General features: G+C 33.3%; 12 protein-coding genes and 1 pseudogene. 9 read left to right on the top strand and 4 right to left on the bottom strand.

Annotated features, from left to right (window positions below):
* Positions 1-94 precede the first annotated feature (94 nt).
* Positions 95-586: a YpuI family protein gene (locus tag BTOYO_RS20635; RefSeq protein WP_000067559.1), complete on the bottom strand. Its 492-nt coding sequence runs from the start codon at positions 584-586 to the stop codon at positions 95-97.
* Between the two features lie 22 nt (positions 587-608).
* Positions 609-998 (bottom strand): hypothetical protein, encoded by a 390-nt coding sequence (locus tag BTOYO_RS20630; protein ID WP_000583780.1) that lies wholly within the window; start codon positions 996-998, stop codon positions 609-611.
* A gap of 185 nt (positions 999-1183) precedes the next feature.
* Between BTOYO_RS20630 and mprF the strand changes: the two are divergent.
* Positions 1184-3760, top strand: a pseudogene (mprF, locus tag BTOYO_RS20625) (bifunctional lysylphosphatidylglycerol flippase/synthetase MprF); the annotation flags it as partial.
* 6 nt (positions 3761-3766) lie between these two features.
* Here mprF and BTOYO_RS20620 read toward each other — a convergent pair.
* Entirely contained in the window at positions 3767-4555 is a 789-nt protein-coding gene (locus BTOYO_RS20620; protein ID WP_000232581.1) for a hypothetical protein, read from the bottom strand.
* Between the two features lie 176 nt (positions 4556-4731).
* Here BTOYO_RS20620 and deoD point away from each other — a divergent pair, with 176 nt between their 5' ends.
* The 4 genes from deoD (at position 4732) to BTOYO_RS20600 (ending at position 8367) form a co-directional block, all read left to right on the top strand.
* A complete protein-coding gene (gene deoD, locus BTOYO_RS20615; RefSeq protein ID WP_000110704.1) occupies positions 4732-5439 on the top strand; it encodes a purine-nucleoside phosphorylase in 708 nt (235 codons plus the stop codon).
* Positions 5440-5597: 158 nt separating this feature from the next.
* Positions 5598-7409: a sensor histidine kinase gene (locus tag BTOYO_RS20610; protein WP_000797528.1), complete on the top strand. Its 1812-nt coding sequence runs from the start codon at positions 5598-5600 to the stop codon at positions 7407-7409.
* A 107-nt stretch (positions 7410-7516) separates the two neighbouring features.
* The gene (locus BTOYO_RS20605; RefSeq protein ID WP_000806240.1) at positions 7517-8047 is read left to right on the top strand and encodes a tyrosine-type recombinase/integrase; all 531 of its coding nucleotides are present in this window, start codon (positions 7517-7519) and stop codon (positions 8045-8047) included.
* A gap of 125 nt (positions 8048-8172) precedes the next feature.
* Positions 8173-8367 carry a DUF3924 domain-containing protein gene (locus tag BTOYO_RS20600; RefSeq protein WP_001094863.1) on the top strand — a complete coding sequence of 65 codons (195 nt, stop codon included), beginning with the start codon at positions 8173-8175 and terminating at the stop codon, positions 8365-8367.
* A 211-nt stretch (positions 8368-8578) separates the two neighbouring features.
* Here the strand turns inward: BTOYO_RS20600 and BTOYO_RS20595 are convergent, their stop codons facing one another.
* On the bottom strand, positions 8579-9427 hold the full coding sequence (locus BTOYO_RS20595; protein WP_000465099.1) for a DUF72 domain-containing protein: 849 nt from the start codon (positions 9425-9427) through the stop codon (positions 8579-8581).
* 160 nt (positions 9428-9587) lie between these two features.
* Here BTOYO_RS20595 and BTOYO_RS20590 point away from each other — a divergent pair, with 160 nt between their 5' ends.
* The 4 genes from BTOYO_RS20590 (at position 9588) to BTOYO_RS20580 (ending at position 12653) form a co-directional block, all read left to right on the top strand.
* Complete coding sequence (locus tag BTOYO_RS20590; RefSeq protein WP_000938020.1) at positions 9588-10859, top strand: ATP-binding protein; 1272 nt, start codon at positions 9588-9590, stop codon at positions 10857-10859.
* Positions 10860-11079: 220 nt separating this feature from the next.
* A complete protein-coding gene (locus BTOYO_RS28360) occupies positions 11080-11454 on the top strand; it encodes a collagen-like repeat preface domain-containing protein (RefSeq protein WP_002038299.1) in 375 nt (124 codons plus the stop codon).
* Positions 11455-11542: 88 nt separating this feature from the next.
* A complete protein-coding gene (locus tag BTOYO_RS28355; protein WP_370114585.1) occupies positions 11543-12028 on the top strand; it encodes a Gly-Xaa-Xaa repeat protein in 486 nt (161 codons plus the stop codon).
* A 196-nt stretch (positions 12029-12224) separates the two neighbouring features.
* A complete protein-coding gene (locus BTOYO_RS20580) occupies positions 12225-12653 on the top strand; it encodes a hypothetical protein (protein ID WP_001265580.1) in 429 nt (142 codons plus the stop codon).
* Positions 12654-12715 lie beyond the last annotated feature (62 nt).

The raw sequence follows: 12715 nt of genomic DNA, 5'->3' as shown, positions 1-12715 counted from the left end.
TTATTGCTATCCACTTAAATATATTCAATGAAAATCCCTTATATAACTGTACAAAAGGAAAAGAAGCTAAGTCTCCTTAGCTTCTTTTCCTTAATTAGTATTTGTGTAACATCTTCGTTTGGTAATCTGTCTCATAATATTCTAGTTCTTCACGCATCAATTGAAATTTACCTTCTAAATTCTTCATCACTTTCTCTATAGATGAAGGTGGTGTTTGTTGAAAAACGATAGAATTTTTTCCTGTATATGCAGATCGACTATTTTCATACCAATGATCACTCTTCGGGGAAAAAAACTCTGCAATTACTTGATGATATATCTTATATAAAATTTTTTCAGCTGCTGTTTTTCGAAATGGCTGGCTATTCAGCAAAACAAAACATGCATCATGTCCTTCTTCGCAAAAAACGAGAAGACGTCTCATTGATGCTAATAACCCTTTATAATATTGCTCGTTCCCAGCTGGTGTCTCTTCTAATAAAAAAGGCAACGTATGATAATTTACATAATTGGTTATCAAAGTAATCGCATCTTCTAAAAATATAGAAACTTGTTCTGTTTGATTTTCAACCATCAAATTAGACATTTCTTCCCTCTCCCTTTCCATTTCACGCTATTTCTATTCTTTTATTTTTATGTAATTCAGCCAATATTTCTTGTACTTTCAACACTGTTCTCTCATCAAAATATTGTTGAAATTCTTCTATATTATTTAAATATAAACGTTTTTGCGCACGGAGCTCCTTATCTTTCACTAAACAACATATCGCTACAATATCCCGTAAATATATGTCTTGTTCTTCTACTTTACACACTGGATTTCCTTCAAAAGGAGTAATTTCTTGTATAACTTCTTCAAAATAGCGAACGTATAAAACTGAAAAAGTTTTCTCTTTATCATTTAATATATATGTCACTTCAGATCTGTTAAAAAAATCTTCTGATGTATTAGGTTTTGCTTTCTCTAACTCATGCCCCGCATAACCTATTATAATCATATACTTCCCCTCTCTTCCTTCTTTCACTCCATTTTAACTTAACTTTCTGATAAACGAAATATTCTTTTAAATATACCTATATAAAAAATAGCTTACCTATACAGGAATTTACCTTTTTATTTTTCTTGAAGTTTGTCATAATAATATTATTGTCTCAGTTTTCTTATACAAGGAGAGTTGTATTTATGTCGTTTTCATGGAAACGTTTCTTACAAATCGGGAAAATTATCTTCCCATTTGTTGTATTAACAGTTGTATTCTTTCAAGCAAAAAAAGAATTAGCGGGCATTTCTTTTTTAGAAGCGATTGATACAATTAAAAACATTCCAACTGGAGGAGTCTTTTTAGCAATTACACTTGGTGCATTCGCTGTATCAACGATGTTCTTTTATGATTATGTTATGCTTCGTTACTTAAAAGCTGATATACCTGTCCAAAAGATTTTCCGTATCTCATGGATTGCGAATACTTTAAATGGTTTTATTGGATTTGGTGGCCTCGTTGGAGCTGGTGTACGAACAATGCTTTATCGTCCATACATAAAAGAAAATGGAAAACTTATTAAAAGTATTGCCTGGATGACGACTGCCTTTATTAACGGATTAGCCATACTTTCATTCCTCGGTCTTATCGGAATATTAGACACAAGATTTATTTTGCATGAAAAACCGTGGTTATGGCCTGTCCTTATCTTCTTTGCCCTTTTCGTCCCTATATACATCGGCTTTTCTAAACTTAAAAATAGAAAAACAACGCAAACCGAAGGACAAGAAGAGGAAGAGAAAAATCCAACTGTTTTATACTCATTAGTTTCATTAGTCGAATGGGTATCTGCTGGTATCGTTATGTACGTCATTTTAATACTGTTTGGAATTGAAGTTGACTTTCAAAAGTTTTTAGGTGTATATGTAATTGCTGCCTTAGCTGGCGTCGTTAGTCTTGTCCCTGGTGGGCTTGGTTCATTTGACCTTGTCTTCTTAACTGGACTAGGACAATACGGCATTGATACAGGTGTTTTACTGCCTGCTATGTTACTATATCGCCTCGTCTATTACATTTTACCATTCTGCCTTGGTCTCATTTTTGCGGCTTTCGAAATGACAGGAGTGGCCATTAAAAAGTTTGAAGATAAACCTTTTATTGCGCCTGCATTAGAAACCACTGGCGTTATATGGACTTTGCAGCGTGACTTTCTAGGGAAATTAGGTTCATGGGCATCTGCTGCTTTAACAGTATTTGCTGGCTTAATGGTTATTTTATCGACTATTTTACCAACAAGTATAAACCGGGCACACGCCTTACATATTTTAGCTCCAAAGCATCTGATTCAGTTTTCTTTTAGCTTATCGCTAACATTCGGTATTCTCCTTCTAATCCTTTCAAGGGGAATATATTACGGAACAAAACGTTCTTATTATATGACAATTATTTCTTTAATTGGAGCCGCTATCTTTAATACGCTAAAAGGAATTGATATTGAAGAAACATTTATTTTGTTAATCGTACTCGCTGTATTATATATGCTTCGTAAAAGATTCGTACGCGAGAAAATGGAAGTCTCACTTTCTGATATCGTAAAAGTTTTTATATTCTTACTTGTAACGTTATATTTATATAAAAACTTAGGTATTTTATTTGCAGGTGCAAAAGAAGCTTTTAAACCTGATTTCGTCGTTCGTAATATTACCCAAGTGAAACGAAGTGCATTAGCAGCTGCCTTTTTCGTTCCTACTTTTTTACTAATTGGCTCACTCATTGCCAATCGTTATCGAAATGAATTTCCCGGGCAACCAGCAAATGATAAAAGGTTACAAAACTTCTTAGATGAACACGGTGGAAATGTACTTAGTCATTTAGGTTATTTAGGAGATAAACAATTCTTCTTTAGCAGTGATGGGAAGGCGCTCCTTCTCTTCTCCATAACTGGAAAACGTCTTGTTGTATTAGGTGATCCAATTGGCAACCCTTCCTCCTATCGTAATGTGTTGCAAGAGTTTTTAGCTGAAGCTGATCGATTCGGATACATTTGTGTATTTTATCAAATCGAAAGTAAATGGATGAGTTTATATCATGATTTTGGTTATAACTTCTTTAAACTTGGTGAAGAAGCTGTCGTTGATTTAAATACATTTACAATAACAGGAAAGAAACGCGCTGGTATGCGAGCGACTTTCAATCGTTTTGAAAGAGAAGGCTATACATTCTCTATTCATCAGCCGCCATTCTCAGACGAATTATTCGAAGAGTTACGGAAAGTTTCTGATGCATGGCTCGGTGGAAAAAAAGAGAAAGGTTTTTCACTCGGATACTTCGATCGTGAATATATTAGCCGTGCTCCTATCGCTACATTATCTGATGCGGATGGAAAGATTATCGCATTCACAACCTTTATGCCCGTATATCAAAACGGATCATTGTCTGTTGATTTAATGCGCTATTATCCAGATGCACCTAGTGGAATTATGGACGCAATTTTCATCCACTTATTCCAATGGGCAAAAGAAAATGAATATCACTCCTTTAATATTGGTATGGCGCCACTTTCCAATGTTGGGTTATCAACACAATCATTTTGGTCTGAAAGAGTTGCTGCTGCAATCTTTAATAACGTTCGTTATACGTATAGTTTCAGCGGATTACGACATTTTAAAGAGAAATACAAACCAGCATGGAGCGGTAAATATTTAGCATTTAGGAAGAATCATTCTTTACCAATTACGATGCTCTCTGTAACAAAACTAATAGGAAAAAGAAAAACAGCTAAAAATTTAGCTGTTTTTTCTTTTTTGAACTTGTACGATAAAATCCTTCTCATATTTCTTACCATTTATATAAAAAGTTCCCCACAGTTTATACGTGCCTTGGGCAGGAAATGTAATACGATACTGTAATTGCTCATCCGTATCAACAGGCATAGCGTATAAAAAGTTTTCCCTCGTTTCATCTACGATATAAAGAGTTTCCTCTTCTCCTCTCTCTGAATGTAATTTCAATTTTTCACCCTTTTTTGCTTGAAACTGAAATGTTAACGTCACCGGCTCATTCGGATGTAATGCACCGAATAAAAGAGAAACTTCATGCTCTCCAATTTTTTTTGTAAGTACACTATCGACTGGCAGGTTCACCTTCTTCTTATTTTTTTCTTCTTTTTCTCTCCCAAAATCTGTCTTCGCGAATGATTCTACTGACTTATTTTTGTTTTCATATAAAAATATTGTATACGCTTCATCTTTCGCTATTTTGGAAGATAACTTATATGATCCATTCCCTGCAAATGTAGGTTTAATCTGTTGTATATGTTTTAACTGTTCATCTACAATAACTGCCCGAATTTGATCATTTACACCACGAACCTCATTATTCTTTTTATTTAGTAATTGAAACAAAATATCTACTTTATCATTTCCTTTTCCATTTGATACATCCCATTTTACTTCTTGAACATCTCCTACCGTCTCTACGGTTTCCTGATATTTTTTTATGTAAAATCCTCCCGCCACAATAAGTACCAAAGCTACAAGTCCAATGACAAGATTTTTCAAAAAATCACCTACCATTTTTATTGTCTCTGTTTATACAAAACTTCTTTCATATATATTCTAGATTATGATTTATGAAATCCTCCTCTTTTGCACATATTACAAATAATTAAAAAGATTTTAATTGAACGGATTCGTAGTGTATAATGCAAATGATATTGATTTCTATCAATACATTATAAGGAGGACTTTTCATGAGTGTACATATTGAAGCAAAACAAGGCGAAATCGCTGAATCTATTCTATTACCTGGTGATCCATTACGCGCAAAATATATCGCTGAAACATTTCTTGAGGACGTTACTTGCTATAATAACGTGCGTGGTATGTTAGGTTTCACTGGAACTTATAAAGGAAAACGTGTATCTGTTCAAGGTACAGGTATGGGTGTTCCTTCTATTTCTATTTATGTAAACGAACTAATCCAAAGCTACGGAGTTAAAAATTTAATTCGTGTTGGGACTTGCGGTGCAATTCAAAAGGACGTAAAAGTACGTGACGTTATTATTGCAATGACAGCTTGTACTGATTCGAATATGAACCGTTTAACATTCCCAGGTTTTGATTTTGCACCAGCTGCAAACTTTGACCTTTTAAAGAAAGCTTACGATGCAGGAACTGAAAAAGGATTACACGTTCGTGTTGGTAACGTTTTAACAGCAGATGTTTTTTATCGTGAAAGCATGGACATGGTTAAAAAACTTGCAGATTACGGTGTATTAGCAGTAGAGATGGAAACAACTGCTCTTTACACATTAGCAGCGAAATATGGTGTAAATGCATTATCTGTATTAACAGTAAGCGATCACATCTTCACTGGTGAAGAAACAACATCTGAAGAACGTCAAACTACATTTAACGAGATGATTGAAATCGCTTTAGATGCAGCAATTCAACAATAATACATTAAAGAACTCGTCATACGTCTGTCGAGTTCTTTTTATGTGACTTTTTATAAAAAACTACTTTAGAAAGAGACAGATTTCTCCCTCTACTTTCTTGTCACGTTTGTTATAATAAAGTGAAATCATTTACAGTATTTCTCATAAGAGGTGAAGCAGTGAAAAACAGAAGTATCGTCTTTAAACTATTTTTATTAACATCAACATTATTTACAATCATATTCCTCCTCTTTTTCCTAGGACAGTCTCTATTTTTAGAGAAATTTTATATTAATAAAAAAGTAAAAACCGTTCAAACTGCCTTTGAAAAATTCGTAGATAATTACGAAAAAAGCGGCAAAAGTTATGAGGAAATTAGAAAACTAAAACAAGAATTTCATGATAAAACAAATGCTGAAATGCAATTTTTAGATTCTAATGGCATTATTAAAAGTGAAAACAATTTCTACATTGATGTTATTGATTCTAAAACTCAAAGTACGTATTCCATTCCACTTAATAATCTTTTAACACCCGAAGAATATATTAAATTCGAAAATTTAGGTTTAAAAAAAGATGGACCAATCAGCGTCTTGGGGTTCTTACAGGGGAATATTATAACACCAATAGAATTGTCAACACATTATAATCGATGGCGAAACGAACATTTCAATTCGGATTTCCAATCAATTAATAGTAATCCTCCTAAAAATGGACTTACAAATCGATACAAAACTACAACTAATATCCGCCTTACTGGTGTTATATCTAAGTTACAGCTCCCATCCAAAGCTGAGGTTCGGCTTGCAAATGACATTGAAACATTACGAGCCGTTCAATATTTTACATACACAATTAGGCAGGGTACTTCTGATTCAAATAAATTAACTATATACCCATTAGGCGTTGAAGAAAATTTACAAAGCCGCATCTTTGTAAAACCTATTATGGAAAACAATATGGTTACAGAGTACGCCTTTGCGATAGTATCTTTGCAACCTGTTAATGAAGCGATGCTCGTTTTAAAAGATTATTATGTCTATGCCTTAATCATTGTGTTTCTCGTGATTATTTTATTATCCTTCTACTATTCAAAAATTATTGTGAAACCATTAATTAAGATTAATCGCGTTACAAAGAAAATGGCTAATTTTGATTTTAGCGAGAAACTACCTGTTACAGCAGACGATGAAATTGGCGGGCTTTCCGGCAGTATCAATACATTATCTGTAAACTTAAAAGACAGAATTGATCGATTAAATGTTGCCAATACAAAATTACAACAAGATATTGAACGTGAACGTCAATTAGAGAAGACGAGGAAAGAATTCATTTCTGGTGTATCCCACGAATTAAAAACACCACTTAGTGTAATTAGAAGTTTCGCAGAAGGGATTCAAGATGGTGTTAGTAAAGATACAACGTATTATACAGATGTTATTTTAGAAGAAACAGAAAATATGAACAGACTTATTGTTGAAATGTTAGAATTAGCAAAACTAGAATCGGGTACGTACAAACTAGAAATGACAACATTCTCAATCGGTGAATTAATTCAGCAAGTCCATACAAAGTTATTATTTAGCATGGAGGAAAAGCAGTTACAAGTGGACGTCGATGCAGACACTTCTATATTTGTTAAAGCGAATCGTAGTCGTATTGAGCAAGTAGTTGTGAACTTACTTAGCAATGCAATTCGCTATACGCCCGATGGAGAAAGAATACAAGTCTCTGTTATAGAAACCGAAGATACAGTAAAAGTCGAAATCGAGAATACAGGAAATCCTATCCCAGAAGAAAGTCTTGAAAAAATTTGGGATCGCTTCTATCGTTTAGATGCATCACGCAGTCGTCATACTGGTGGTACCGGTCTCGGGTTATCTATTGTAAAAAACATTTTAGATCTCCATCATGCCAAGTACGGTGTATATAATACGAATAATAGCGTTGTATTCTATTTTAATTTACCAAATGTAAAAGAAGTCAAATAATTTGTCTTAATTTCACTAGGAGTTCACATGAAATTCACACTCTCCCTTTATAGTAAGAAACAAGTTAATCCTTTCCTTTACACATATAAAAGAGGAGAGTGCGTGAAATGAAACAAGCAGGACAACCTATTCAAAGTGAAAAACAATTAGAAACTATCAAAAATATACTTTTACAATCTTCGAAACGTGATGGCTTATTATTCGTATTAGCCGTAAATTCTGGCTTAAAAGTAAGCGAAATCTTACAATTAAAAGTTAGCGATGTCATCGATGAAAACGAAAATGTTCGCCATTCCATTTTATTTTACAATGAAAAAGTAAAGAAACATAAATGGTTTGCTGTAAATGAAGACTTACAGCACGCAATCGAAGACTACATGAAAGAACGTAAAACTTGGAAACGCAATGAGCCATTATTAAAGTCTCAAAAAGGAACAAAATCTATTACGAGACAACATGCATGGTACATTTTAAACAAAGCTGCAAAAGAAGTTGGATTAGAAGGGATTAGCTCACATACACTTCGAAAAACTTGGGGCTATTGTGCATACAAATCAGGTGTTGACATTGCATTTTTACAACACTTCTTTGATCATAGTACTCCATCAAAAACTTTAAAGTATATCGGTATCGCTTAATACCTCTTATACATAAAAAAGGTTACCATTTAAAAAATGGTAACCTTTTTTATGTTTCATATTCTCTTTTCTTTTCTTGTCTCTCTTATATTGTAGTGGTACTCTAATAATAAGGGGGAGAAATTATGAACACACTTACAATTGAATTACCGCAAGAAACGGCTGAAAAACTCGATTTATTAAAACAAGCTTATGAAAAGAAAACAGGTGCTAGCATTTCTGAGAGCACTCTCGTTCAAACACTTATCTCAAAAGAATTTATCCAAGCGATAACTCCTTTTGATTTACAACAATTTATTAACGGAAAAGAACAGCATTAATGCTGTTCTTTTTTTATTGCTATTTAAAATACAAAAAAATTTTACTTATTTTCCGAAAAATCATTGACAATGATAATGATAACCATTATCATTTATTATGAAGCCAACAATTGATGAATCAACCAAACGCTCAGTAACATTGTTACCCCTCTTTTTCATATAGAAAGGCACTGTACATTCCCCCTGTTTGTACAGTGCCTTTCTTGTTTTATCATCGTTCAAATAAATTTAATTGCTCAGGCTTTGGCTCACCATATGTAATGTTCATCATTTTCATAAGTTGTTTCGCATTATCCGCTGCATCCCCGCCCGAATTATTATTAAATAATACGTATATGTCCTTTGTCTTCTTTTTTAGTTGCTCTAGTCGTTCTACCCATTCTTCCAATTCTTTATTGTTGTAGCGATATAAACAGCGAACCGCCCTCCAATTTTCCCCTTTATCCAGCCAGCCATGAACGTTTCGACCATGAAAGCGGATTAATGTTATATCCGAATCCGTCGCCTCTAATACGAGTGGAACCGAACCAATTCCCGCTTGCGGTTCATCACAAATTGTATGAATCCATTTTTCTTTCTCTAAAAATTGTAGCGTTTTATCTCTCATTTCTGGATAAAACCATGTTTGATTTCGAAACTCTATCGCACACGGTAAACCTTCCATTTTCTCTTTCGTATATCGAAGGAAATCTACATTTTTCTTTTTGCAATCAAACCATGGTGGATATTGAAATAAAATTATTTTTAATTTATTCGCTTCTATTAAAGGAAGAATCGATTGTTTATACACATCAAACATCTCATCAAACGTAGAAAAAGGAGTTTCTCCTTTCATATGCCCTGTCATTCCTTGATACGCTTTTACGACAAAAGAAAAGTCTGTCGGTGTTTCCATCGCCCATTTCGTATAATTTCGTGCCGGTTGCATCGCATAAAATGAACTATCCACTTCGACAATAGGAAAATGTTCACTGTATGTTCGTAATTTATTTTTATTTTCATAGGGATCTATATATAAAGAATCATGATCTCCCCACCCTGTCACTCCAATGAAAAACAATCATATTCCTCCCTTTCAGTTTTCATCTTATATTCATTCTACTGATTTCCCAATCATCTTGGACAATCAAATTCATTAAGTAACTCTTTCTTTAAGAGTATCCGTATAAAAATATGATATACTAAATGGAAGAATTTTTAAATTGAGGGGTTATTTATTTATGCTTCCAACCGATGATATTTTATCTCATGAAAAACGAATAGAAGAACTAGAAAATAAAGTACGTTTTTATGAAGAACTTGTGAATCAATTGCCGCATCATTTCACATATAAAAATCCACATATTGGTTTGCAAATAAAGAAAACAAGAACAAATCATTCCATTCAAAACATACGAAAAGAGAATAAAGAAGCTGATTTTCAACTTACTTGCGATTCATTATTTTTATTTGAACAACTTGAAAAACACTTTGTTCATATTTTTGATGCTTTTTCACATCATGTAACCTTTATTGATAATAAGGGGAATATTACATTATGTAATCAAGCTGCTGCAGATGATTTTGTTGTAATACGAAACGAAATAATTGGAAAGCCAATTCAACAATTACTTAACTTACCTGAAGAAAAAATTAAAGCTATTGAAACCTTAAAAACAGGAACCGAAATATATAATGAAGAGGTTTTAGACAAAAACTATGGCATTATTAATAATCGAATTATTCGCGATTATAATGGAGAGATTTTTAGAGTTATTAGCGTTTTTCATTATTTAAACACAGAACGTGATGCAGAGAAATTTTCATTAGCAGGACGAATTGCCGCCGGGATTGCACATGAAGTACGCAACCCACTTACAACAGTACGGGGATACTTACAGTTTTTACAAGAGAGTGTATCTCCATCCAATAAAGAATTATTTAAACACTTACTTATTCCTGAATTAGATCGTGCAAATAGTATTATTACAAAATTTTTATCTATATCGAAAACACGCGAATTTAAAAGAGAACCGTTTCCCATCAATATATTTTTACGTGAATATATTCAACAGCTACTAGCAAGTGAGGTCTTTTTGCATAACATTTCAATTGATTATAATTTTTCTAATGAATTAGATGATATTTTAGTCCATATTGATCGCCATGAACTTGTTCAAGTGTTTTTAAACCTATTTCAAAACGCCGTTGATGCTCAAGGTGAAAAACCTCTTTCTATTCAAATCACTAGTTATCGCCTAGATAACTTCGTTCGGATTACTTTCACAGATAATGGAACTGGTATTCCTCCAGCTATTCAAGAATATATCTTTGATCCATTCTTCTCAACAAAAGATTCAGGAACAGGACTGGGCCTATCAGTAACAAAGAAAATTATTCAAAATCATAACGGCACATTAAAAATGACTAGTAATCAAGCTGGTACAACTTTCACTATTTCTATTCCAACTTTATCTAAAACAAACCATGAAAGAATGAATGAATACAAATGAGGTATTCCTCCACAAACCGCATGCCAATTGTTAGATACTCTCAACAATTGACATGCTTTTTTATGTTGAACTAATCTTCTTTAATTTCTATAAATCTTTCTCCATAACTTAATTGTTTTTGCTTGGTAGGCAAACTTCTTATTTTTTTAGAAATAGTAGTTTGTCCATCACGAATTTAGTATAAATCTCATCTTAATATATAGTAACGACTATTGATTCTATGAAAGAAAGGGATGAAAAGATAAACAATATAAATAAAGGAAAAGTATTTTATGGTAATGATTGTTGCGAAGTAAGAGCTTGCAGTCATATTAATATCTCTAAGTCCGAACTGAAAGAGTTTGTTAGACTTCTTCAAGCACTTGGTCAAGCTATTCAAGCTGTCTTTCAAACCCCTTCTCAAAATAATATAGATAATCTAATTGATGCCCTAAATAATCTACAAAAGTTCCTCAATTGCTTAGATTTATCTCCGGCACAAAAACAAATCGGAAATTCTATTATCACTAATCTATTAACTATTTTAAGAACAACACCTTTCTCATGCGGAGCATTGTACGTTGAGCTACAAAGCTTGCTAAGTTATTTAAAGTAGATTGTTGTACTATCGACAAATTAGTTAAACTCATAACAGAGATCCAAACTATTCCTAGTTCAATACGGATCAGATTGCCTTGGAGGAGGTGATAGTAGGACTCAAGGGGCTTAACTGGTGTCCAAGGACCGGCGGGCGCTCAAGGTGCTACTGGTGCGACAGTCCAGCGGGTACTCCAATTCCTGTAACTATCGCGTCCATCGGAAACTCCAACGCACAAACTATATCTCCTGGAACAAACATCCAATTTAATCAAGTTTTTGAAATAAATACTATCACTTTTAATGACACTTCAGACACTTTAACAGTTTTAGAAACAGGCGTATATGATATTAATTTCTCAGCGTCTACAACTTTCCCAGGCTCTTCACCGTTTGGGTTCGGTATTTCCTTCAATGGTCAACCACCTACTCGTAATTTTTCAACTAACGTTATCAGTAGTGCTGTTTCTTTCTCTACAATCGTTACTTTACAAACTGGTACAACAATCGCTGTACAACCTACAGCAAATACTATTTCTATTCCTAACACAGGTGATACAACAGCAACACTATCTGTTTTCCGAATTTACTAATTTCACTAAATAAGCGTATTTATAATAATATGCATCATTTGACTGTAAATTAAATTTCTCTTTTTATATAGAACCGGGCACTTATTTGGGAGGATAAGTGCTCCTTCTTTACGTTTCTTTACCTCAAATTTACTCTATCTTAATCCTCATTTTGTATGATAAATAGTGAAGTCAAAGATATGAAAGAGGGATGAAAATGAGAGTTATGTCACTGATACGCATCTGGGTTGCTTTTATGGTATGCATTATTTTATGTGTAGGATTTTTTTTAACTCTAAAATATTCCACTATATCAAAAGCAGAGAGAAAAACAGTTCCATACAAGCTTTTGTATACAAAACAAAGTAACATCCCTTATTCCAATGCAGCAAATAATGAAAAAAAGGTTATAAAAGGAATGCTTATTACGAAAGCTTCTAGTTACGAAACGCTACTTCAAATTGCTGAAACGATTAAAGATCAGTATATAAATAAAGAAATTGATGAAATCACGCTTTCTATCCATAATGAAAATAATGGTAGTTATGAAGAAGAATTACCTTACGAACCTATTAGTAAAGGCAAAATCATTATCACATATGATTCTCAATCCTCTGGCAGTACGAACATTATACTAAACGAGTAATATCATTTCCCAATTGGTATGGGCTAATCATTAGCGGTGAATAAACATCCCTTAATGATTGA

The organism is Bacillus toyonensis BCT-7112, from assembly GCF_000496285.1.
GTDB classification, from domain to species: Bacteria; Bacillota; Bacilli; order Bacillales; family Bacillaceae_G; genus Bacillus_A; species Bacillus_A toyonensis.
This window is presented reverse-complemented; position numbering and strand designations above follow the sequence as displayed.